General features: G+C 41.7%; 20 protein-coding genes. 11 read left to right on the top strand and 9 right to left on the bottom strand.

The features are described 5' to 3' along the window. Positions 1-6: 6 nt before the first annotated feature. The 3 genes from GBN19_RS08830 to pilG are packed head-to-tail and all read right to left on the bottom strand — an operon-like array spanning position 7 to position 1312. Positions 7-534, bottom strand: coding sequence for a chemotaxis protein CheW (locus tag GBN19_RS08830; protein WP_151710453.1), 528 nt, complete (start codon positions 532-534; stop codon positions 7-9). Positions 535-537: 3 nt separating this feature from the next. Next, the gene (locus tag GBN19_RS08825) at positions 538-906 is read right to left on the bottom strand and encodes a response regulator (protein ID WP_151710452.1); all 369 of its coding nucleotides are present in this window, start codon (positions 904-906) and stop codon (positions 538-540) included. A gap of 22 nt (positions 907-928) precedes the next feature. Continuing rightward, positions 929-1312: a twitching motility response regulator PilG gene (gene pilG / locus GBN19_RS08820; RefSeq protein WP_151710451.1), complete on the bottom strand. Its 384-nt coding sequence runs from the start codon at positions 1310-1312 to the stop codon at positions 929-931. A gap of 383 nt (positions 1313-1695) precedes the next feature. On the opposite strand from pilG, the gene GBN19_RS08815 reads away from it, so the two are divergent. Then, positions 1696-2217 (top strand): hypothetical protein, encoded by a 522-nt coding sequence (locus GBN19_RS08815; protein ID WP_228271242.1) that lies wholly within the window; start codon positions 1696-1698, stop codon positions 2215-2217. Between the two features lie 104 nt (positions 2218-2321). Beyond that, positions 2322-4037, top strand: coding sequence for a proline--tRNA ligase (locus GBN19_RS08810; RefSeq protein WP_151777881.1), 1716 nt, complete (start codon positions 2322-2324; stop codon positions 4035-4037). A 65-nt stretch (positions 4038-4102) separates the two neighbouring features. Here the strand turns inward: GBN19_RS08810 and dcd are convergent, their stop codons facing one another. After that, on the bottom strand, positions 4103-4672 hold the full coding sequence (dcd, locus tag GBN19_RS08805) for a dCTP deaminase (RefSeq protein WP_151710448.1): 570 nt from the start codon (positions 4670-4672) through the stop codon (positions 4103-4105). Positions 4673-4746: 74 nt separating this feature from the next. Beyond that, on the bottom strand, positions 4747-5343 hold the full coding sequence (locus tag GBN19_RS08800) for a LysE family translocator (protein ID WP_151777880.1): 597 nt from the start codon (positions 5341-5343) through the stop codon (positions 4747-4749). A gap of 345 nt (positions 5344-5688) precedes the next feature. Between GBN19_RS08800 and GBN19_RS08795 the strand changes: the two genes are divergently transcribed. Continuing rightward, on the top strand, positions 5689-6237 hold the full coding sequence (locus tag GBN19_RS08795) for a DUF2062 domain-containing protein (RefSeq protein ID WP_151710446.1): 549 nt from the start codon (positions 5689-5691) through the stop codon (positions 6235-6237). Here the strand turns inward: GBN19_RS08795 and GBN19_RS08790 are convergent. After that, positions 6234-6992 carry a 5'-methylthioadenosine/S-adenosylhomocysteine nucleosidase gene (locus GBN19_RS08790; protein ID WP_151777879.1) on the bottom strand — a complete coding sequence of 253 codons (759 nt, stop codon included), beginning with the start codon at positions 6990-6992 and terminating at the stop codon, positions 6234-6236. The genes GBN19_RS08795 and GBN19_RS08790 overlap by 4 nt on opposite strands. Positions 6993-7041: 49 nt before the next feature. After that, positions 7042-8319, bottom strand: coding sequence for an iron-sulfur cluster carrier protein ApbC (apbC, locus tag GBN19_RS08785; protein WP_151777878.1), 1278 nt, complete (start codon positions 8317-8319; stop codon positions 7042-7044). 296 nt (positions 8320-8615) lie between these two features. Here apbC and metG point away from each other — a divergent pair, with 296 nt between their 5' ends. From metG to gabP, 3 genes are all read left to right on the top strand, one after another. Next, complete coding sequence (metG, locus tag GBN19_RS08780) at positions 8616-10676, top strand: methionine--tRNA ligase (RefSeq protein WP_151777877.1); 2061 nt, start codon at positions 8616-8618, stop codon at positions 10674-10676. A 111-nt stretch (positions 10677-10787) separates the two neighbouring features. Further along, positions 10788-12092, top strand: coding sequence for an IS4 family transposase (locus tag GBN19_RS08775; RefSeq protein WP_151777876.1), 1305 nt, complete (start codon positions 10788-10790; stop codon positions 12090-12092). Positions 12093-13029: 937 nt separating this feature from the next. Then, positions 13030-14406 carry a GABA permease gene (gabP, locus tag GBN19_RS08770; RefSeq protein ID WP_151777875.1) on the top strand — a complete coding sequence of 459 codons (1377 nt, stop codon included), beginning with the start codon at positions 13030-13032 and terminating at the stop codon, positions 14404-14406. A gap of 236 nt (positions 14407-14642) precedes the next feature. Here gabP and pdxR read toward each other — a convergent pair whose 3' ends face one another. Then, positions 14643-16142: a MocR-like pyridoxine biosynthesis transcription factor PdxR gene (pdxR, locus tag GBN19_RS08765; protein ID WP_151777874.1), complete on the bottom strand. Its 1500-nt coding sequence runs from the start codon at positions 16140-16142 to the stop codon at positions 14643-14645. Positions 16143-16295: 153 nt separating this feature from the next. On the opposite strand from pdxR, the gene gabT reads away from it, so the two are divergent. Continuing rightward, positions 16296-17582 (top strand): 4-aminobutyrate--2-oxoglutarate transaminase, encoded by a 1287-nt coding sequence (gene gabT, locus GBN19_RS08760; protein WP_151777873.1) that lies wholly within the window; start codon positions 16296-16298, stop codon positions 17580-17582. Then, positions 17579-19030, top strand: coding sequence for an NAD-dependent succinate-semialdehyde dehydrogenase (locus GBN19_RS08755; protein WP_151777872.1), 1452 nt, complete (start codon positions 17579-17581; stop codon positions 19028-19030). The genes gabT and GBN19_RS08755 overlap by 4 nt, the downstream gene beginning before the upstream one ends. 274 nt (positions 19031-19304) lie before the next feature. On the opposite strand, the gene pncA is transcribed toward GBN19_RS08755, so the two are convergent. Beyond that, positions 19305-19925, bottom strand: a complete 621-nt coding sequence (gene pncA / locus GBN19_RS08750) for a bifunctional nicotinamidase/pyrazinamidase (protein WP_151777871.1) — start codon at positions 19923-19925, stop codon at positions 19305-19307. A gap of 325 nt (positions 19926-20250) precedes the next feature. Between pncA and dapA the strand changes: the two genes are divergently transcribed. From dapA to purC, 3 genes are read left to right on the top strand one after another with little or no spacing between them, the layout of a single operon-like run. Continuing rightward, positions 20251-21144, top strand: a complete 894-nt coding sequence (gene dapA / locus GBN19_RS08745; protein WP_151708394.1) for a 4-hydroxy-tetrahydrodipicolinate synthase — start codon at positions 20251-20253, stop codon at positions 21142-21144. Between the two features lie 13 nt (positions 21145-21157). Further along, positions 21158-21772 (top strand): lipoprotein-34 precursor (NlpB), encoded by a 615-nt coding sequence (locus GBN19_RS08740; RefSeq protein ID WP_151777870.1) that lies wholly within the window; start codon positions 21158-21160, stop codon positions 21770-21772. A gap of 36 nt (positions 21773-21808) precedes the next feature. Continuing rightward, a complete protein-coding gene (purC, locus tag GBN19_RS08735) occupies positions 21809-22528 on the top strand; it encodes a phosphoribosylaminoimidazolesuccinocarboxamide synthase (RefSeq protein ID WP_111895899.1) in 720 nt (239 codons plus the stop codon). The last annotated feature ends 428 nt before the right edge of the window (positions 22529-22956 follow it).

The raw sequence follows: 22956 nt of genomic DNA, 5'->3' as shown, positions 1-22956 counted from the left end.
CATTTATTACTTGATCGCGGCATTCATATATTCGGTATCTTTCAGCATACGGCTGAATAAGAAAACGTTCCAATCTCGTTGATGCTGGCTAAAATAGCCTTGGCAGTATTTTTGTAGTCGTTGATCTAAAGATCGATTACTCGAAAAGAAGCTTCTTTTGTTAAAGTGCTGAATACCAAGTACTTGATCTACGGCCAATCCTAAATATTGATCTTGATGACTAATACATAGTACTTTTTGTTGGCTTGGATTACGACTTTCTTCACCCGAAAAGTATTCAGGTAAATCAGTAATCGATAGAAGTCGACCACGAATATTTGCCAATCCCTTTAGCCATGACTGGCTATTCGGGATAGTGGTATAATGTGGATAATAAATAACTTCGGATACTTCACCGAGTGGAGCAACGAAATATTGCCCCAAGATTTCAAACGCAATGCCTGACCATCGATTTACTTCATTTTCGCTTGAGGTATAGTTCTTATTTCCTCGTTTTGCTAAGCGAAGTAATTCGATAAAACCGTTTGCTGCCATAGCCTATCCTGCATTAAGATACTGTTTGATCACATCAATTAATGCTTGTTCTTCCACAGGTTTTGTTAAATAATCGCGCGCACCTTGACGTTTTCCCCAAACACGGTCAGTCGCCTGATCTTTTGTACTTACAATAATAATTGGGATATGTTTGGTTTTTTCCCCTCGTGTAATTTGACGAGTTGCCTGAAAACCATTCACTCCCGGCATTACAACATCCATGAGAATCAGATCAGGGAGTGCAGATTCAGCAAGTGTTACTCCATCTGCACCATTGCTTGCATCAAGCACTTCATAGCCATGTTTAGTGAGGATCTCTTTAAAACGAAAAGTTTCTGTAGGAGAGTCATCTACGATTAAAATACGTGCCATTCTTTAATTTTCCCAAAAACACTTATGCAACGTGTGTACGAATTGCATCAATCAATTCATCTTTACTAAATGGTTTAGTCAGATATTGATCTGACCCAACAATACGACCTTTTGCCTGATCAAACAAGCTATCTTTACTCGATAGCATGATAATTGGAATATTCTGATATTGTTGTGAATTTTTGATTAAAGCACAGGTTTGATAACCATCTAGACGTGGCATCATGATATCGACAAATATAATATCTGGATTCGTTTCAGCAATTTTTGATAATGCTTCAAATCCATCTACCGCAGTCACAACATCATATCCTTCACGTTGTAAAAGTGTTTCAGCTGTACGACGAATGGTTTTTGAATCATCAATTACCATAACTTTTAAATTTTTTGGGTTATCTTCTTGCATTTAATGATCCCTTCCCATTGAAACAATGAAAATCGCAGTATTTAGATGGGTTTTTCACAGTTATTTACAGATATTAAACATCTATTTTATTGCTTTTTCAACGAAGCTTTTCTGCTACTTTGCCCATTTTTATTGACCTAATTAACAAAGTATTAATTTTTAGCGAAATAGTTTACTTTTTTTTCATGAAAAACTTAAATTAGTCTTGAGTCGAGTAAAATGCTTAGCGGATAATATGAGCTGAATTGATAAAAAATCTGATTATTTTTTCAACGTTTGGAGCAAATATGAATTTTAAACAGCGAAAGTTGATCAAAATAATCACCTGTCTTTTTATATTCTTTATTACTTCTCCAATTAGCTTCGCTGACAATGCAACACAAATGCCTGCTTGGTATCGCTATTATGACAACAATGGTGTAGCAACCATTAGCTCATCTGTTTCACCCGCACACATTCGTAGAGGATATGATGTCCTCGGCCGTCGAATGCAAGTCTTACGCCATGTCCCTGCATTCAGTTCAGAAAGAGCCCAACAAAGTGCTCAATCCCATACAACGCAATCCAAACAGCGCGAAACTGATCAACTATTAAAACAAGCTTATACCTCAAGCCGCACAGCAGAACTCAAAAAACAGGCTTCACTAAAAGCAATTAAGATCCAAATTGGCATTCAACAACAACGTGTCAAGGATATTTACACTGATCAACTCAACTTACGTCGCCAAGAACAAGAATATGTCCGACAAGGCAAGTCTGTCCCTCCTACTTTAAAAAATCAGCTCAAGCAAAATGATCTGAACATTAACAATGGTAAAGCCAGTATTTTATCCTTACAGAATAATTATCGCGAAACACAGTTAAAATATGATCGAATCATTTCCCGTCTTAAATTAATGGAATAATTCAGCACAATCCATGTCATAATTTTGCAGCCAAAATGCTTCAATTTTTTGCAGTGTTTTTATCGTATAATTTTTTCAACTTTTAAAGTACTAGGACAACCTCCATGCGCGCGAGTCGCTTTTTATTTGCAACGTTAAGAGAAACCCCAAACGATGCGGAAGTTATTTCGCACCAACTTATGCTTCGAGCAGGCATGATTCGTAAATTGGCATCAGGTTTATACACTTGGTTGCCCATGGGTAAACGTGTGCTAAATAAAGTTGAAGCGATTGTTCGTGAAGAAATGAATCGCTCTGGTTCTTTAGAAGTGTTTATGCCTGTGACTCAACCCGCAAGCCTATGGGAAGAGTCTGGTCGTTATGTGCAATACGGCCCTGAACTTCTACGTTTTAAAGACCGCCATGACAATCCGTTTGTGCTTGGCCCAACGCATGAAGAAGTGATTACTGATCTAGCGCGTAATGAACTCAAAAGTTATAAGCAACTCCCGATCAACTTCTATCAAATTCAAACCAAATTCCGTGATGAAATTCGCCCACGTTTTGGGGTCATGCGTTCACGTGAATTTATTATGAAAGATGCATATTCATTCCATGTGGATCAAGCCTCTCTTCAAGAAACGTATGATGTGATGTACGACACTTATTGTCGTATCTTCACACGCTTAGGTTTGAATTTCCGCCCAGTACAAGCCGACACAGGTTCAATCGGTGGCTCGGGTTCTCACGAATTCCACGTACTTGCAGACAGTGGTGAAGACGATATCGTATTCTCAACTGAATCTGATTACGCAGCCAATGTTGAAAAAGCGGAAGCTGTTTTAGTCGGTGAACGCCAAGCACCTGCTCAAGAACTCCAAGTTGTAGAAACACCGAATACAAAAACCATTGCTGATGTTTGCGCATTCTTAAAATCTGATCCTAAAGACTCTGTGAAAGCACTTTTGGTTCAAGGTGTTGCACAAGAAGATGGCAATGTTCCTGTCGTTGCATTATTCCTTCGTGGCGATCATGAACTCAATGAAATTAAAGCTGAAAAGCATCCACAAATTGCAGCTCCACTGACGTTTGCCACTGAAGCTCAATTACAGCAATATGGTTTAACTGCGGGTTTCACAGGCCCACAAGGCTTAGTTGAAAAAGGCTTAACCGTTATTGTTGACCGCGCTGCATCTGTCTTATCTGACTTTGTTGCAGGCGCAAACCAAGTTGATCACCATGCGACTGGCGTAAACTGGGAACGTGATGCGCAAATCAGTGAAGTCTATGATCTACGTAATGTCGTTGACGGCGATCCATCTCCAGATGGTCAAGGCGTTCTACAAATCAAACGCGGTATTGAAGTCGGTCACATCTTCCAGTTAGGTCAAAAATACTCTGAAGCCTTAGGCTGTAAAGTTCTAGGTGAAGATGGTAAACCTCTCACTGTGACTATGGGCTGTTACGGCATTGGGGTGACTCGTGTAGTGGCTTCTGCAATCGAGCAAAACTACGATGACAAAGGGATTATTTGGCCATCAGCGATTGCACCATTTGAAGTGGCAATCGTACCAATGAATGCACACAAATCACCGCGCACTTTAGAAGCCGCTGAAGCACTTTATGCAGAATTACAAGCGCAAGGTTTTGATGTATTGCTAGATGATCGTAATGAACGCCCAGGTGTAAAATTCTCTGACCTTGAGTTAATGGGTATTCCACATCGTATTGTGATTGGTGAAAAAGGTCTTGAAGCAGGCACTTTTGAATATAAAGGTCGTCGCGATGCTGAATCCGTCAATATCAGCAAAGATGAACTTCTTGCAAAACTCAAAGGCTAATTTGACCGCATAAAAAATCCCGCAAATTTGCGGGATTTTTTATATTCGACTGTTCGTGCGCGTGATTAAGCCTTCGGCAATGTTACACCTTGCTGACCTTGGTATTTACCACCACGATCTTTATAAGAAGTTTCACAAACTTCATCTGATTCAAAGAACAGCATTTGCGCAACACCTTCACCTGCATAAATACGTGCTGGTAAATTAGTGGTGTTTGAAAATTCCAAAGTCACGTGCCCTTCCCATTCAGGTTCAAGCGGTGTCACATTCACAATAATACCGCAGCGTGCATAGGTTGATTTACCTAGACAGACGGTCAATACATTACGTGGAATACGGAAATACTCCACTGTACGTGCCAATGCAAAAGAGTTTGGCGGAATGATACAAACATCAGATTCAATATCGATAAAACTTTTGTCATCAAAGTTTTTAGGATCAACAATTGCAGAGTGTACATTGGTAAAGACTTTAAATTCGCGTGCACAGCGAACATCATAACCATAACTAGAAACACCGTAAGAAATCAGTTTCTCACCCTGTTCATTATAGCGAACCTGATTCGGTGCAAACGGTTCAATCATACCGTGTTGCTCACTCATTTCGCGAATCCAACGATCAGACTTAATGGCCATGTAGCTATTCCAAAATCACAAATCAATCTTTAATTGGGTTGTACTTTAACTGAAATTGAGCTTTTTGACCATGATCAATATAGACGAATCAATGCAGAATAGCTGAGTGGGATTGAAAAGGACATCAACATCACAGAAGCGGTTCGTTGTAAGTTACATGGATTCAACCATGAAATTTTATTTTTAGTTAAATACGTTCCGAGCATAATCCAGCATAATGCAATCGGTGCTAGCAATAACAAAAACAGGCTCATATGACTCAAATAAACTGAAATATAATGCCATGCGGCTTTTGGGAAAATGACCGATGCAAATACTAAACCTTTGGGGTTAAATAAGGTTGCAACCAAGAGCTCACGTGGTGAAATTAAGCTTTGCTGCATATTCAGATCTTGCTTGGCTGTTTTCCAGAGTTTTATTGCCAAATACAACATATAACTGGCGCTGAGTAGTTGTAATAACTTAGGTAGCACAGGCAAACGTTGCTCAACCAAGCCAATCATGAGTCCCCATGCGGTAATCGCAATCAAATATCCTAAAGTTTCTGCGGGAATGAGTTTTAATGATGTTTTTAAACCTACACGCACACCTGAAGATGCTAACAACGTGTTGGTTGGACCAGGCGTAAATAAAATTGTAATTACCGAACCAAGAAATAACCAAGACATCATCCACTGACTTCCAAAGTTGATCGCTGCTCAAAGTATGGCATTTTGCCCATCAAGGCAAAAATACAATTGTAACCACTTTTAAATAAATTTCACAATATTTTGATTTTTATTATTTTATTGATATTAAATTAGACCATTGGCGACTAGTTTGATTATCTAAAATCATCAAAATGATCAATCAGATATGATTTTATGCTATTTTAATTGTTGGCTCACTCCATGACTTTTGCAAAATCAAACCAAAGTCGATTGCAATTAAGCTTTAGCTAAGTTTGTTTGCATAAAGTGAAAATGACCCAATATATAGATATTGAGTGATGTTAAATCAATTCAATTTGAGAATTTATGGTTAAACAACTGTTGCAGTCTTGGTTGCCTTCGCCTGAACGTGTTTCATCCATGAAGATGATGAAATTATTTGGCAAGCATACGGCAAACCCGTTACTGTGGTATGTCAATCGTAAATCGATTTGTAAAGCAATTTTTATTGGTACATTTTTCGGGCTACTTCCTATCCCTTTTCATAGTATTTTCATTATCTTAGCTGTTTTGTTGCTCGAAATTAACCTACCTGTCAGCTTGGCTCTTGCTTGGCTGAGCAATCCATTTACGCTCGTTCCTATCTTATATATTGGTTTTTGGATTGGTACAAAAATCTTTCAAGTCCACATGATCGACCAAGCAATGTTGATGGGTGTCATGCATCAGATTGTCAATTGGATTGAAAATTTTGGACATGGGCATATTGACTTTAGTCTTGCAAAAATCTTAATGACGGGATTAATCGTTGAAGCTTTAGTAACCGCTATTGTGCTCTATATTGCCACTCAATTGTTATGGCGTTGGAGTGTGCTGCGTAGTTGGAATCGGCGTAAAAACCAACGCCCGCTTTAAGACGATCGAGCTTGCAAGTATTCAATCACCACGTTCAAAACAAAGTCCTGACAGGCTTTCCCTGTTGCAGCATCATAGCCTTGCTGATTGGTTAGATTATTTGACACGACTCGCAAGGCTAAAAAAGGCACAGCAAACTGCGTTGCCACCTGCGCAACTGAAGCCCCTTCCATTTCTTCTGTGACTGTTCCATAAGTCTCTCGAAAAAAGGCTATCCGATCCAGTTCATTGTTCCAAACATCCGCAGAACCAATAATACCCTCAACCACTTTGCCTTGTGTATACGTCGCTTTTACCTGCTGCGCAGCATTCAGTAATCCCTCATCTGCCTGAAAATGACGAATTGCAATCGGTTCGGGATCTGTTTCATCCTCAGGTAAAACATCGAAGGCTTCCACCCAAGTTAAGCTGTCAGAACCTTCTCCATGTTGGCGTTTTGGTGTTTTAAATGCGCCAATATTACAAACGGCCTTTCCCAAGACGATATCAAATACATTTAAAGCAGGATCGTGCCCACCTGAAGTTCCCTGATTGATAATCGCACAAGGCTGATATTTTAAAATCGCAATCGCTGTTGCAGCAGCAGAATTGGTCATACCCATTCGTGTTTTAGAAATAATGATCGGAAAGCCCTGATAAAATCCTTTCCAGAACACCCAGCCACCCACTGTTTCCTTTTCGACATGGGTTAATTGACGGGCAAGATATTCACATTCAACAGGTAGCGCCCCTTGAATAATTAACGGTTGTTGCATATCAGAATCCCCCACAAAAAAGCCCGATGCGAAACATCGGGCTTAAGCATTAAAAAATACGGTTTTGATCTTTATCTGCTTTTGGCAGCTTTTGAATATATTGCAAAAGCTGATTGGCAATTTGCAGATAGCTATCGGCTGCTTCATCGTTTGCCACGACACTCGGTTCACCCTTATCGGCATTTTCCCGAATTTTGGCATTCAGCGGTAAACGACCTAACAGTGGAATGTCATATTGCTGCGCGAGTTGATCGCCACCACCCTGTCCAAAAATCTGTTCTTCAAAACCACAGTTTGAGCAGATATGGGTCGACATATTTTCCACTACACCCAGCACTGGAATTTGTACGCGGTTAAACAGTTCAATGCCCTTGGTCGCATCAAGTAGCGCTACATTTTGCGGTGTCGTCACAATCACAGCGCCCGATACTGGTATACGCTGTGCCAAGGTCAACTGGATGTCACCCGTACCCGGTGGCATGTCGATCATGAGTACATCGAGATTTGGCCACAAAGTTTGGTTGAACAATTGCATTAACGCACCTGTTGCTTTTGGCCCACGCCAAGCGACAGGCGTATTGTTATCGCCCGTTAAATGTCCAATCGACAACACAGGCATGCCATACGCTTCTAAAGGGACAAAGTGTTCATTTTCAATCAGTGGGGTTTGCCCTGCATTGCCTAGCATGGTTGGAATACTTGGACCATAAATGTCAGCATCAAGCACACCGACTTTTAAGCCCAGTTTTTGCAAGCCCAAAGCCAAATTCACAGTCGTGGTTGATTTACCAACACCACCTTTACCCGAAGACACCAAGATCACATGCTGAATACGTGGGTGCTTTGGCACATCACGCTGCTGTGGTGCAGCTTTTTGAATCGGTGGATTATTGGGATCTGTTTCTGCGGGTTCAGCTTGGGCTGCCTGACCTGAAGCATCGACCACAGGGGGTAAATTGCTTGCTTCCGCTTTCGGTTTCGATGAACAGCTATGCCCTGCTTCACCATGTTGCTGACTGCCACAACCGCCCGATGTTGCTTGTCCTGTTTTTTGCTGAATCACATGTAAATTGAGTTCCTGAATGCCACATTTTTCGAGGGCATCGGCAAGCTCATCATGAATTTGCTGTAATTGTTCAGCTTCGCTCGGATGAGTATTGATGGTGAGCTGTAAAATCTGACCCTGTAAATTGACCTGACTAATGCGGTCTTTGAGTAGATTTTCAGAATTGGGCAAACAGTAACTTTGGAGGACTTTCTGGATTTCTTCTTCTTTGACCTCCTGTGATGGGGCAAATTTTGCTTTTAAGGAAGAAAACCAAGACATATTTGACTCCAACAGGAAAGATAATGGGTCTAGTTTAACTGTAATTGCAGATAAGTTTAAGTCAACTTTATTGATAGCCATGATCAATATGACTGGTAAAAATGCCCAGATTTTATTTTGGTCTGAATGTGAAGATTTCGCTTAATCTTTAATTTGAAAAGAATTCACCGCTTAAATCAGCAAAGTTCGATATACTCAGCGCAGCCCTCGCCAAATGCGCAGACAAAGCGTTGCTTTGTTTTCCCGCGCTCAGGTACAATCTTTTGCTTGTAAATACGAATGAGAGAACAACTTCCGTGCGTAAAATTTTAGTCACCAATGCCCTTCCTTATGCCAATGGTCCAATTCATATGGGTCACTTACTCGGTTATATCCAAGCGGATATTTGGGTTCGTGCCATGCGTGCATTAGGTCATGATGTGACTTATGTCTGTGCGGATGATGCTCACGGTACTGCCATCATGCTACGTGCCGAAGCCAATGGCATTTCTCCAGAACAGCAAATCGCCAATGTCCAAAAAGAACATGAACGTGATTTTGCAGGTTTTGGCATTAGCTTTGACCACTATGACTCAACCCATAGCGATACCAACAAAGCCCGTTCTCAAGAAATTTATGTTAAAAACCGTGAAGCAGGCAACATCGCGATTCGCCCTGTGACACAGTTGTTTGACCCAGAAAAACAAATGTTCCTGTCTGACCGTTTTATTAAAGGCACATGCCCGAAATGTAAAGCCGAAGACCAATACGGCGACTCATGTGAAGTTTGCGGTACAACCTACAACGCCACTGAACTGTTAAATCCACGTTCTACACTAAGCGGTGCAACCCCTGTTGAGAAATCATCAGACCATTACTTCTTCAAGTTGCCAAACTTCTCAGAATACCTACAAAAATGGACACGTGACCAAGGTCGTCTACCTGTTTCAATTGCCAACAAGCTCGATGAATGGTTCGATGCAGGCTTGGCAGACTGGGATATTTCGCGTGATGCGCCATATTTCGGTTTTGAAATTCCAGATGCGCCAAACAAATACTTTTATGTGTGGGTCGATGCGCCAATCGGTTATATGTCGAGTTTTGAAAACTACATTAAAACCAAGCGCCCAGATTTGAACTTTGACGACTACTGGAAAAAAGACAGTGAAAATGAAGTCTATCACTTCATTGGTAAAGACATTGTTTACTTCCACGCCCTGTTCTGGCCTGCAATGCTTGAAGGTGCAAACTACCGCACGCCAACAGGTTTATTCGTGAATGGTTTCTTGACAGTTAACGGTCAGAAAATGTCGAAATCACGCGGTACATTCATTAAAGCTGAAACGTATTTACAGCATTTGAACCCTGAATATTTGCGTTATTACTTCGCGTCTAAACTTTCTGACAAAGTTGAAGATTCAGACTTGAACTTGGATGACTTTATTCAAAAAGTGAACTCTGACCTTGTGGGTAAAGTGGTGAATATCGCCAGCCGTTGTGCCAAGTTCATCAACACCAAATTTAACGATACCTTATCGAGCGAATGTGCTGAAGCAGAGTTAGTTCAAAGCTTTATTGATGCGGGCGATTCGATTGCTCAAGCCTATGAAGATCGTGAATTTTCTGCGGCGATTCGTGAAATCATGGCATTGGCTGACCGTGCCAACCAATACATCGACGAGAAAAAACCGTGGGCGCTTGCAAAGCAAGAAGGTCAAGAACAACAAGTGCATGATGTCTGCTCTGTCGGGATTAACCTGTTCCGTCAGTTGGCTGTTTACCTTGCGCCAGTCTTACCTGAATTGGCAAACCAAGTTCAAGCTTTCTTGAAACTCGACAGCTTCAACTTTGAATCACGTAAAACGATTTTGACAGGTCATGAAATTGCAGCGTTCCAAGCCTTAATGCAACGTGTTGACCCTAAAGCAGTTGCAGCGATGGTGGACGAATCGAAAGAGTCTTTAGGTGCGCCTGCGGCTGAACCTGTAAAAGCGGAAAAGAAAAAAGAAAAAGCCAAAGAGAAAAAAGCTGAACCGAAAATTGGTGAAGCTGAAATCATTGGTATTGAAGATTTTATCAAGATCGACCTACGTGTTGCGAAAGTATTGGAAGCTGCAACGGTTGAAGGTTCGGATAAACTTCTTCAACTGACTTTAGATGCAGGTGAAGCTGAACCACGTAATGTGTTTAGCGGTATTCGTGAGTTTTACGCACCTGAAGACCTGAAAGATAAACTTGTTGTGTTGGTGGCGAACCTTGCACCACGCAAAATGCGTTTTGGTATTTCAAACGGGATGGTGCTTGCAGCAGGCAATGGTGAAGGTGTTTGGGTGATTTCACCTGAATCTGGCGCTAAACCAGGTGATAAAGTGTCTTAAAAGATTAAGTTTTTAAATAAAAGCCTTTACTGATGTAGTAATGCCAGTCAGTTAAGCAAAAAAAGATAAATTGCTGTAAAAATGAGTGTATGCAAATACACTCATTTTTTTATGAATTTATCACATCATTTAGATTTAACACGCCAACAAACATTACCCTCACTCTCACATTTCAATGAACTCATTGATTTAAATTGGATCAAAGCTTGTTTAAAAGAAACAGGCAAGGCATCTATCCGAAAGAGAAAACTCCCTGCTGAACATGTGGTATGGCTGGTGATTGGTCTTGCCCTATTTCGAGATCAACCCATTTGGTATGTTGTTCAACAGTTGCAACTTGTCTTTGGTACAACGCAATATTGTGTTCCCAGTGCATCTGTACAAGCTCGACAACGTTTGGGATTGGAGCCCTTGCAGGCACTGTTTTCCACGCTTAGCCAAGCATGGTTTCAAGATTCACAGCAACAACATTCAGATTTTCATGGTCTTCGTATATGTGCAGTTGATGGTATTGTCTGGTCTATGCCACATACACAAGAAAACTTGAATCACTTTGGCTCATCGAAAGGTAAAAACGCTTCTGCTCCTTATCCTCAAGTGAGGGCAACCTGCTTGGTGAATACCAATACGCATGAAATCATCGATGCTCAACTCGGCAGTATGGATCAGGGAGAACTGACGTTAGCCAGTCAACTTAAAGCGCCTGCTCAAAGTATCACTTTATTTGATCGCGCTTATTTCTCCGCTGATTTTCTCATCAATTGGCATTCCCAAACAGAAAGCCGTCATTGGCTGATGCGAGCCAAAGATAATTTACGCTATGAAATTATAAAACAACACTCAAAACATGATGCTCACATCAGAATGCCTATTTCACCTAGAGCGAAGAAACTGAATCCATTATTGGGAGAATATTGGGAAGCTCGTTTAATAGAAATCGAACATTTAGGCAAAACTAGACGATACATCACATCTTTAATGGATTCTAAAGCCTATCCACCCAAAGAGGTTGCGATGCTTTACGTCCAACGTTGGGAGATTGAGATGTGCTATCGGGAAATTAAAAGTGATTTACAAGATAGTCAGACGTTAAGAAGTAAGCAGCCTGATTTGGTTTATCAGGAATTATGGGGCGTATTGATTGCCTATAATGTATTAAGACGACAGATGAGATTTATGGCTGAACGCGCCAAGGTCAGTCCATTAAAGATCAGTTTTCATATCGCATCAATGAGTATTATCAATATATTGAGGCATACGCCTTTAGAGTCGGCAGGTAATTTGCCTAGACATTTAGAGCATTTATTAGAAAGTTCAAAAATGTATGTATTACCTGAAAAAAGGCATAGGCTGTGTCCAAGAGTAGTTAAAGGAAAACCTGCAAAATATCCAAAGAAAAAATGCCAATCAGCTTAACTGACTGGCATTACCACAGATGTGGGCTTTTTTTATTGGTTTATAAAATCTCTCGACCTTTCAGACCTTTCTCCACATTCAAGCAAACATAGAATAATGCACCATGATTAAACACTTACATAGCTCTCTTTGCTACGATGAACCACTTTAAGGCACTTTATGTTTTATCGGCTCATGATTTTAATTCGCCCCAATAGAGTGCAATCAACCTATTTCTTACAAAATTTAGTTTAAAGGAGCCAATTCAATTATTTTATTAAAAAATTTTTAGTATTTTTAAAAATGATATTTAATCGAATTTTCACACTTACTTAAAATAGTAATATCGTTCAATATGTTTTTTGTATATAAATAATTTTAAAAGAAATAAAAAAACCAAATGATCAAAACAAACTAGAAAAATCACACTTTTTTAAATCAATAGAACCAATTTGTAAGTTTAATTATAGAATTGGCTCTTTCCTTACATCGAGAAATGGCTCTAGTTTATTCAACAACGAAACGACAAATTAAAGTTACTGGATGTATACAGACACAAATGTGATCTCATGTTAAAAGCCACGTCCTTCGGTAGATTCAACTTAGGAGAAAGCAAATTGGTCAGATTGGATTGTGCTCATCACCACATGAAAATCTAAGTATCTAAGTTATGAATTAAGGAAAATCGTATGGCAACACATCAAATTTTTCATGTGCATGCCGCTATTTGCGGTCGTCGCAAATTTGCTCAGACAGCTTTTTTTCAAAATTTTGGGGTCGTTGGTTTAACCAATGTCGTGTCGGTCTCAGTGATGAGATCGACACATTTTCACTCTCATTTTTCCTTGCAGAGTAGTTAGGCTAGTCCTTGCTGCGTACCCATAGTGCCCTAGGGCAAATGTGGGTTTGATATAAATTCATTTTTTTATTTTTGAAGGTTTTTTTATGACGCAAGCAAATGAAGCCTCTCTCTCAAGGCTTAAAAAATCGCCATGTCACCATGTTATCAATTGCGGGAGCAATTGGTGCAGGTCTGTTTGTTGGTTCAGGACATGCCATTGCTGCGGCTGGGCCTGCGGCTATTTTAGCGTATATCATTGCAGGAACACTGGTCGTTCTCGTGATGCGTATGCTCGGTGAAATGGCCGTTTCTCAACCAGATAGCGGTTCTTTCTCAACCTATGCTGACCGTTCAATTGGTAAATGGGCTGGATTTACCATTGGTTGGTTATACTGGTGGTTCTGGGTATTGGTGATTCCATTTGAAGCCAATGCTGCTGCTGCCATTATTAATTCTTGGATGCCAGATGCTCCAATCTGGCTACTTACTTTCCTTATTACTGCCGCTCTGACTGTAACGAACTTATTTAGCGTAAAAAATTACGGTGAATTTGAGTTCTGGTTTGCATTAATCAAAGTTGTTTCAATCATTGCATTTATTATCTTTGGTTGCGCAGCTGTCTTTGGTTTCTCTCCAAATCCAGAAGTTAGCGGGGTTAAACACCTATGGGATCATGGTGGTTTTATGCCAAATGGTTGGGGGCCAGTCTTGGCAGCTCTTTTAACCACCATGTTCTCATTTATGGGTTCTGAAATTGTCACGATTGCAGCAAGCGAGTCGAAAGACCCTGAACATCAAATCACTAAAGCAACAAACTCTGTGATTTGGCGTATTGCGTTGTTCTATATCGTGTCAATCTTCATTGTGATTGCACTTGTACCTTGGAATGACCCACGCTTACCAGATATGGGTTCATATCAAACTGTATTAGCTTCACTACACGTGCCACATGCAAAACTTTTGGTTGATATCGTAGTTCTGACTTCGGTTGCAAGCTGCTTGAACTCAGCACTCTACACAGCATCTCGTATGGTGTATTCATTGGGTGTTCGTGGTGATGCACCTGCATTCACCAAACGTGTGAACAAACAACATACCCCTGTCGCTGCTGTATTGCTTTCAACTGCCGTGGCATTCATCTGTACCTTTGCCAACTACGCAGCACCAAAAGCCGTATTCAGCTTCTTGCTTGACAGCTCTGGCGCAATCGCATTGTTGGTTTACTTGGTGATTGCATGCTCACAATTGGCTATGCGTAAAAAACTGGTTGCTGCGGGCAAACCATTAACAATGAAAATGTGGTTCTTCCCTTACTTAACTTGGGCAGTGATTGTCTTCATCATCGCAGCACTGGGTATTATGGCATTTGACCCAGCACATACCCATGAGATTACTTCAACCGCAATTCTCAGCGTACTGGTTGTGATTTCAGGTCTAATCGTGACTAAACGTCGCAGCGAAAAAACAATTTCTGCTGCTGCCGAGAGTAAATAAACAGCAAACTCAATACAGGCAGCTTGGTCTGCCTGTATCAACAGATTGGTGGTGACGAAAAAATAAATTGGTGAGGTTGTCTTCATTTACTGTGCTTGGCATGGGTACAGTTAAACGGCTCTCCCTGACTTCTGACCAAGCAAATATTGCATAAGCTTTATTTTTTCGGCGGCATCAAGTTGGTCTCACGACCAAGGGAAACAAGGAGATTTGGCGATCTCCTTGTTTTTTTATTTTTAGTTCAGGGTCGGCACACCTGCTTCACGCAAGCACTGTAACAACACGCCAAATGCCATCACCATGTCTTTTTCATTGACACAGGCAAAACCCATCAATAAACCACGCTGCGCACGCGCATGTGACTGCATATAGTATTGTGACAATGGACGTACTTTGACGCCACGTTCTAAGGCTTTGGTCGCGATTGCGACATCATCACAGTAAGTAGGTAACTTCATCACCAAATGCAGACCTGAAGCTTCATCGTATTCATGCAGAAATTCTTTACCTAAATAACGATAAATCAGATCAATCAGGAATGAACGGCGCTTGCCGTACAGCAACCGCATACGACGAATATGCGCTTCATAGTGCCCTTCACGAATGAATTCAGCCAGTGCCTTTTGCACCAGCAAATGCCCACCACGATACAGCTCAGCCGCCACAATCCGTAAAGGTGAAAATAATGATTTTGGTACCACCATATACCCCACGCGCAATGCTGGATAAATGGTTTTACTAAAGGTTCCCATGTAAATCACAGGTGCATCAGGTTCTAAGCCTTGTAAAGATGGATACGGCTGCCCTGAAAAACGGAATTCACTGTCATAATCATCTTCAATGATCCAGCTCCCATGCTGACGTGCAATGCTCAAAAGCTGCTTACGACGTGCCAGACTCAGGTGTGAACCCAGTGGATATTGATGCGATGGTGTCACAAAAATCAGTTTTGGTGCTTGCTTTGGATTATCCTCAGGAATAATCCCTTCAATATCGACAGGCATTGGACGCAAATGCAAGCCATTAATCCGCAAGGTATTACACATTCCCCAATACGCAGGATCTTCAATCCAGACATGATCCCCAATATCACTCAGTGCACGAGAGACTAAGTCAAAACCTTGGTGAATGCCTTCGGTAATAATAATTTGGTCAACATCACACTGCACTGAACGCGCCACACGCAAATAATCTGCCAAAGCACTACGCAGCTCGACACAGCCCCCAGCATTACTGTAAATCAGACGGTTAATGTCTGGTTCACGGCTTAAACGGGCTTGAATTCGACTAAAAACATGATGTGGAAATTCGGTGACATCGGGTGCACCCGGCACAAATGCCCCCCACTGATGCGGAGATGCAGCAGCATAGCCAACCAAACTCGCCCCGCGGTGTGACAAAGTATAGCTATGATTGGTGGATTGCAGATGCAACGGGGTTTGCTTTTTCTGACTATTTAAAAAAGCTTCTGGCAGCTTCTCCGCCACCCATGTGCCATGTCCTGTTCGTGCCTCAACATAACCTTCAGCTTGTAGCTGTTCATAGGCTGAAAGCACCGTATTTCGCGACACATGAATTTCCCCTGCCAAATCACGCGATGCAGGCAAGCGAGTTTTGGGCTGCAATACCCCTTCCACAATGGCACTACGCAAACAACGAAATAACCGTTGATGTAGCGTACCCTCGGTGTCTTGTTGTAATCGTTGCAACAAATGATCTCCAAGTAGGCTACGCAATTGGCTCTCTCCTTCTGTATTAAAGTGGCTCTCGTTACTTGCCGCCTAAAGCGCGAAATTATAGCGATACACAGTTATTGTAAACTATCATGACTGATCATGATGCTATACATGCGTACAAGCTGTAACCGATGACGAAAATGAGGGATTAACATGAGCGATAAACATACTGCACTGAACGAGCGCAAACAACAAGCGACTCCACGTGGCGTAGGTGTAATGTGTCAGTGGTATGCAGAAAAAGCAGAAAACTCAACTCTTTGGGATGCTGAAGGCAATCAATTTATCGACTTTGCTGGTGGTATCGCGGTACTAAACACAGGTCACCGTCACCCAAAAGTGATTGCTGCTGTAACTGAACAGTTAACTAAATTCACGCACACTGCTTACCAAGTTGTTCCTTACGAAAGTTATGTGGCTTTGGCTGAACGTATTAACGAACGTGCGCCAATCGAAGGCCCTGCAAAAACGACATTCTTCTCTACAGGTGCTGAAGCTGTAGAAAATGCAGTGAAAATTGCACGTGCTTACACAGGTCGTCACGGCATCATTACTTTTGGTAACGGTTTCCACGGTCGTTCTTTCATGACGATGGCAATGACTGGTAAAACTGCACCTTACAAACGTGACTTCGGTGTTATGCCTGCTGGCGTATTCCACGCACGTTACCCAGTTCCTGCAAAAGGCGTGTCTATTGAAGACGCGATCGAAAGCATCGAAAACATTTTCAGTGAAGACGTTGCAGCGCATGACGTTGCAGCAATCGTTCTTGAGCCAGTTCAAGGTGAAGGTGGTTTCAACGTTGTTCCTGCTGAATTCTTAAAACGTCTTCGTGCACTTTGCGACAAACACGGTATTTTGTTAGTTGCTGACGAAGTTCAATCAGGTTTTGCACGTACTGGTAAATTGTTCGCAATGAACCACTACGACACTAAAGCTGACTTGATCACGATGGCGAAAAGCTTAGGCGGCGGTTTCCCAATCTCTGGCGTTGTTGGCCGTGCTGAAGTCATGGATGCTCCAAATCCAGGTGGTTTAGGTGGTACTTATGCAGGTAGCCCAGTTGCAGTTGCTGCTGCTCACGCAGTCATCGACGTGATTGAAGGCGAAAACCTTTGCGAACGTGCAAACGAATTGGGTGCTGAGCTTGTTGCAACTTTAGAAGACATCAAAGCAGCGACTGGCGATGTCGTGACTCACATCCGTGCTTTAGGTTCAATGATTGCTGTTGAACTTGAAACGGCTGAACAAGCAAAAGCAGTTCAAAACCACGCAATGGCAAATGGTCTATTGATTCTAACTTGTGGTAAATACGGTAACGTAATCCGCTTCTTGTATCCATTGACTATTCCAGTTGAACAATTCCGTCAAGGTCTAGACATCTTGAAACAAGGTTTTGCAACTTTGAACGCAACAAATGTAGCGGAGCAATCTGCATGATCCAAACTAACTTGCAGTATTTGCTAAAACACCCAGATATTACGTTTGAAGCACCTACTTCAGACGACTATATCGAAGTGAATGACGCTGCTACAGGTGAAACGCTGGCGTGGGTGAAAACCTACGACAGCGCAGCTGTCGAAGCAGCCATTTTACGTTCTGAAAAAGCACAGGCGGCTTGGAAAAAGCAAACTGTGACTGCACGTGCAGACGTACTCTGGGCATGGTACAACCTCATGCTTGCTCACAAAGAAGATTTGGCACAAATCTTAACCGCTGAGCAAGGCAAACCACTGGCTGAAGCACGTGGCGAGATTGGTTATGCAGCCTCTTTCATTCGTTGGTTTGCGGAGCAGGCACGTCGTATTGATGGCGAAGTTTTACCATCAACTCAACCACAACAACGCTTACTTGTGATTAAACAAGGCATTGGTGTGACGGCGGCGATTACGCCTTGGAACTTCCCAGCGGCAATGATCACCCGTAAAGCAGCGCCAGCCATTGCAGCAGGTTGTTCGATGTTGGTTAAACCAGCAGAACAAACGCCGTTAACTGCGTATGCTCTTGAAGTGCTTGCACTACAAGCTGGCTTACCTGTAGATGTTCTAATCAACATCAGCGGTGATGCAGCAGAAGTCGGCAAAACTTTATGTGACAGCGACATCGTGCGTAAACTCAGCTTCACAGGTTCAACCCAAGTGGGTCGTATCTTGATGCAACAATGTGCACCAACCATCAAGAAACTTTCTCTTGAATTGGGCGGTAACGCACCTGTCTTGATTTTTGATGACGCAAACTTGGATCAAGCGGTTCAAGGCATCATGGCAAGCAAATACCGTAACAGCGGTCAAACTTGTGTCTGCGCAAACCGTATCTATGTTCAGGACGGCATTTATGATGCTTTGGCTGAACGCCTCGTTGAAACTGTGGCTAAACAGTTGAAAGTGGGTGACGGTCGTCATGAAGGTTCAACGCAAGGTCCATTGATTGACGAAAAAGCAGTCGCTAAAGTTCAATCACATATTGATGATGCCGTGGCTAAAGGCGCTCAAATCCGCATTGGCGGTAAGCGTTCTGAGCTTGGTGCAACATTCTTTGAACCAACTGTGTTAACTGGCGTGACACAAGACATGAAAGTCGCTAAAGAAGAAACGTTTGGTCCGCTTGCACCATTGTTCCGCTTCAAAACTGAAGACGAAGCTGTGGCAATGGCAAACGACACTGAGTTTGGCTTGGCAGCTTACTTGTTCACTCAGAACACAGCACGTCAATGGCGTGTCGGTGAAGCACTCGAATATGGTATGGTCGGCATCAACACGGGTGCGATCTCCAACGAAATTGCACCATTTGGCGGTGTAAAACAATCAGGTCTTGGACGTGAAGGTTCGAAGTTCGGCATCGAAGAGTATCTCGAAATGAAATACTTGTGTGTTGATCTTTCTGAATAATCGTTCAGACAGCCAATTAAAGAAACCAGTCTCGCCCATTCGATGACTGGTTTTTTTATGCCTGCGGTTTAGCAGTGAAAAACTTTTTTGCACAAACTGAATCATCGATAAAAATAATTTCATGAAATCACGCTGCAAACGAGGCTTGCAGCATCATCTCAAAAATAAAATAGAAAGAAATCTCGGTTTTTTAGCATTCAATAGAATTATCAAAAAATATCCACCTCAGTCATGGTTAAATTTTACCGAGGAGAGGTTCAATGCTCTTTTGCATTTATAATTGATTTGACTGCAAAGGAATCACCCCTAAGCCCTGCATCGCCGCCCATGCCTGCTGTAATGAACCATTTAAGTCGATGGCTGCGGTGGCATCTTCAATCACATAGGTCTGAAAACCCAGTTTTACAGCGTCCATGGCTGTCCATGCCACACAAAAATCTGTTGCAATTCCAACCACATAAACCGTTTCAATTCCACACTCTCTCAAATAGCCTGCCAAACCTGTTGTGGTTTTCTGGTCTGCTTCCAAAAAAGCCGAGTAACTGTCAATCTCTACATGCCAGCCTTTACGGATAATAAGCTGTGCATGTGGAATATTTAAGTCAGGATGCAGCTCAGCATCCTGTGTCCCTTGCACACAGTGACTTGGCCACAGCACTTGTGTTCCATAATCGAGCTGAATGGTATCAAAAGGCTGCTTACCAGCATGATTTTCAGCAAAGGAAATATGATTGGCAGGGTGCCAGTCTTGTGTGAGTACCACATGCTGGAATTTTTCAGCCAACTGATTGACCAAGGGAATAATCTGATCACTGTTTGCAACAGCCAAATGCCCGTTTGGTGTAAAGCCATTTTGAATATCGACTACAATCAGTGCGCTATGTTGTAGATGCATTTTTATTTTCCTCAAGATTCGGGTATGCCGAGATTTTAGCCAATACTTTACAAAACAAAACCTGAGCTACATGGTTTAACTCGATCTTTTTGTTAAATTTATCAACAACGAGACTTTTGACACAAACTGATTAAAAAATGTCTCAAAAGTTTTCTCAAGCTTTAACGAAAGTATATTGTTCTTCATACCATGTTCAGTCATAATTTGAGTAAGCAACATTCAACGTTGCCGCAAAATTTCGTTGAATTTTCCGCTTAAATTCAAAAAATCAGTAACCATCCTTTTTTAAAATTGCATGGATGGTCAAATAGGATATTTTTTCAAAATGACTCAGCAAGCTCAGAATATTCAAGGCTCAATTGTCGCACTTGTCACCCCTATGTTTGAAGATGGCAGCGTAGATTGGAAGAACCTTGAAAAGCTCGTTGAGTGGCACGTCGAACAAGGTACTAATGCAATTGTTGCAGTCGGCACTACAGGTGAACCATCAACCCTAAGTATGTCTGAACATACTCAAGTGATTAAAGAAGTCATTCGTGTGGTGAACAAACGCATCCCTGTTATTGCTGGTACTGGTGCAAACTCAACTCATGAAGCGATTGAACTGACCAAAGAAGCGCACATGCTCGGTGCAGATGCCGCACTTCTCGTGACACCTTATTACAACAAGCCGACTCAGGAAGGTCTATACCAACACTTCAAAGCGATTGCTGAAACAGTTGATTTACCGATTATTGTATACAACGTTCCTGGTCGTACAGGGGTCGACATGCAAAACGAAACTGTACTTCGCCTTGCCGATATTTCAAATATTATTGCGGTAAAAGATGCGACTGGCGATACAGCACGTGGTAAAGCACTGATTGATGCATTAAAAGGTCGTATGGCTGTTTTCTCAGGTGATGATGCAACAGCTGCCGAACTGATTAGCCTTGGCGCAAATGGTAATATTTCTGTGACTGCCAATGTTGCACCAAAACTGATGAGTGAGCTTTGTGCTGCTGCATTACAAGGTCATCAAGATATTGCTCAGCAGATCAACAATAAGATTGCAAATTTAAACAATATTTTGTTTTGCGAATCGAACCCAATTCCTGTGAAATGGGCATTACATGAAATGGGACAAATTGGCACAGGTATTCGTTTGCCACTGACTCCTCTTGCAGAACAATATCGCGCTCCATTGCGTGAGGCGCTAAAAGACGTCGGTATTATTTAAAGAGCACAATATTATGCAGTTACGTTTAGGTTTAACCCTTGCACTTTCAGTCTTAAGTTTGGCTGGTTGTAGCACCTTGAGTAATACGCTCAGTATTAACAATGGTTCTTTAAACTATAAAAAGTCGAACGATCAAATCGAACCCTTAAAATACCCTGAAGGTTCAATGGCTCGACCTGCAACACCACTGTATCCTGCACCGATTATTGACCCACAGGCATTACAACATGCGCCTGATTATGAAAATAAAAAAGGCAACCGTTTTGTTATGCCGCGTGCGGGTGAGGTCGTTCCGAACCGTGCCTTGACTGAAGCTCAAGATAATTATCCAAAACCTGTGGTTTTAGTTGACGGAAACCAAAATCCGTTACTGAAAGTTACAGGTAAATCTGATACAATTTGGTCGTACACGCTTGCAACACTAAGCAGTCTAAATTACAGCGTGATTAGCCAAAGCCAAACACGGTATGAAGCAACCATTAAGATCGATGATCATACCTATGTCTTAAAGCTTTCCGCTGTTGGTAAAACCAATACCCTCGTTTTATTTAATCCTGATAACAGTTTTGCTGATCAGGCTAAAGCGAAAGCATTGTTAGACCAGATTTCTCAAAATTGGCCAGCCTAGTCACCCTAGGTATATTTTTGAAAACAGGTTCATCCCATGTTAAAACAAACCTTGCTCTATACAGGTAAAGCAAAATCTGTTTATGAAACAGATAGTCCAGACCACTTGATTTTAGTTTTTCGTGACGATGCTTCGGCGTTCAACGGCGAAAAAATCGCGCAACTAGATCGTAAAGGCAAGGTGAACAACCGTTTTAACGCCTTTATTATGGAAAAACTGGCTGCTGCTGGTATTGAAACTCATTTTGAGAAATTGCTTACACCAACAGAAGTGTTAGTGAAAAAACTTAAAATGATTCCTGTAGAGTGCGTGATTCGTAACTATGCAGCGGGTTCTTTATGCCGTCGCTTGGGCATTGAAGAAGGTAAAGAGTTAACTCCTCCTACTTTCGAATTGTTCTTTAAAGATGACGCGCTTGGCGACCCAATGGTCAACGAATCTCAAGCGATTGCTTTAGGTTGGGCAACTGCTGAACAACTTGAGAGCATGAAAGAACTGACTTATAAAGTAAATGACGTTCTTAAAGCTTTGTTTGATCAAGGTGATATGCTTTTGGTTGACTTCAAACTTGAGTTTGGTGTGTTCCATGACCGTATCGTACTTGGTGATGAATTCTCTCCAGACGGCTGTCGTTTGTGGGATAAAGAAACCAAGAAAAAACTCGACAAAGACCGTTTCCGTCAAGGTTTAGGCGGTGTTGTTGAAGCTTATGAAGAAGTTGCAGCACGCTTAGGCATTAACTTAGAAGATATCTAAGTTTAAACTGCGAAAAACCGAGTCTTATGGCTCGGTTTTTTATTATTCAAGATAAGTATAATTTTTAATTTTCATCGACCTATAACGTTTGCATCACAATATTTTTTAAATCATTCATCTATAAAACAATGAAAACTTATTTTTTAAAATCCATCTGCCTAGGCCTCATCCCTTTCATTTGCCTGACAGGTTGTCAAACCGTTTCTAAAGCCACACACAAAGTGGGAAATATGGTTGGACTAAGTCAAGAAGACGTTCCACAAGCCGACAAAAAAGGTATCGTCGATGTAAGTGACAGTAATATAGTCAAACTACTTTATTATTCATACAAGATTCGAAAAAAACTCGAAATAACTCATCGACTGAGTCGATCAACCATTCTTTACGCTTACGTTTAACCCATGCCCACATCTGTTCTATAGGATTTA

The sequence above is a fragment of the Acinetobacter brisouii genome, assembly GCF_008993995.1.
Taxonomy (GTDB): domain Bacteria; phylum Pseudomonadota; class Gammaproteobacteria; order Pseudomonadales; family Moraxellaceae; genus Acinetobacter; species Acinetobacter brisouii_A.
The sequence above is the reverse complement of the archived record's forward strand: the minus strand, read 5'-3'. Positions and strand labels throughout refer to the sequence as shown.

Excerpts from the sequence above, each read along its gene's own strand:
- GBN19_RS08830 (WP_151710453.1), bottom strand. The coding sequence starts at position 534 with ATGGCAGCAAACGGTTTTATCGAATTACTTCGCTTAGCAAAACGAGGA.
- GBN19_RS08825 (WP_151710452.1), bottom strand. The coding sequence starts at position 906 with ATGGCACGTATTTTAATCGTAGATGACTCTCCTACAGAAACTTTTCGT.
- pilG (WP_151710451.1), bottom strand. The coding sequence starts at position 1,312 with ATGCAAGAAGATAACCCAAAAAATTTAAAAGTTATGGTAATTGATGAT.
- GBN19_RS08815 (WP_228271242.1), top strand. The coding sequence starts at position 1,696 with ATGCCTGCTTGGTATCGCTATTATGACAACAATGGTGTAGCAACCATT.
- GBN19_RS08810 (WP_151777881.1), top strand. The coding sequence starts at position 2,322 with ATGCGCGCGAGTCGCTTTTTATTTGCAACGTTAAGAGAAACCCCAAAC.
- dcd (WP_151710448.1), bottom strand. The coding sequence starts at position 4,672 with ATGGCCATTAAGTCTGATCGTTGGATTCGCGAAATGAGTGAGCAACAC.
- GBN19_RS08800 (WP_151777880.1), bottom strand. The coding sequence starts at position 5,343 with ATGATGTCTTGGTTATTTCTTGGTTCGGTAATTACAATTTTATTTACG.
- GBN19_RS08795 (WP_151710446.1), top strand. The coding sequence starts at position 5,689 with ATGGTTAAACAACTGTTGCAGTCTTGGTTGCCTTCGCCTGAACGTGTT.
- GBN19_RS08790 (WP_151777879.1), bottom strand. The coding sequence starts at position 6,992 with ATGCAACAACCGTTAATTATTCAAGGGGCGCTACCTGTTGAATGTGAA.
- apbC (WP_151777878.1), bottom strand. The coding sequence starts at position 8,319 with ATGTCTTGGTTTTCTTCCTTAAAAGCAAAATTTGCCCCATCACAGGAG.
- GBN19_RS08775 (WP_151777876.1), top strand. The coding sequence starts at position 10,788 with ATGAATTTATCACATCATTTAGATTTAACACGCCAACAAACATTACCC.
- gabP (WP_151777875.1), top strand. The coding sequence starts at position 13,030 with ATGAAGCCTCTCTCTCAAGGCTTAAAAAATCGCCATGTCACCATGTTA.
- gabT (WP_151777873.1), top strand. The coding sequence starts at position 16,296 with ATGAGCGATAAACATACTGCACTGAACGAGCGCAAACAACAAGCGACT.
- GBN19_RS08755 (WP_151777872.1), top strand. The coding sequence starts at position 17,579 with ATGATCCAAACTAACTTGCAGTATTTGCTAAAACACCCAGATATTACG.
- pncA (WP_151777871.1), bottom strand. The coding sequence starts at position 19,925 with ATGCATCTACAACATAGCGCACTGATTGTAGTCGATATTCAAAATGGC.
- dapA (WP_151708394.1), top strand. The coding sequence starts at position 20,251 with ATGACTCAGCAAGCTCAGAATATTCAAGGCTCAATTGTCGCACTTGTC.
- GBN19_RS08740 (WP_151777870.1), top strand. The coding sequence starts at position 21,158 with ATGCAGTTACGTTTAGGTTTAACCCTTGCACTTTCAGTCTTAAGTTTG.
- purC (WP_111895899.1), top strand. The coding sequence starts at position 21,809 with ATGTTAAAACAAACCTTGCTCTATACAGGTAAAGCAAAATCTGTTTAT.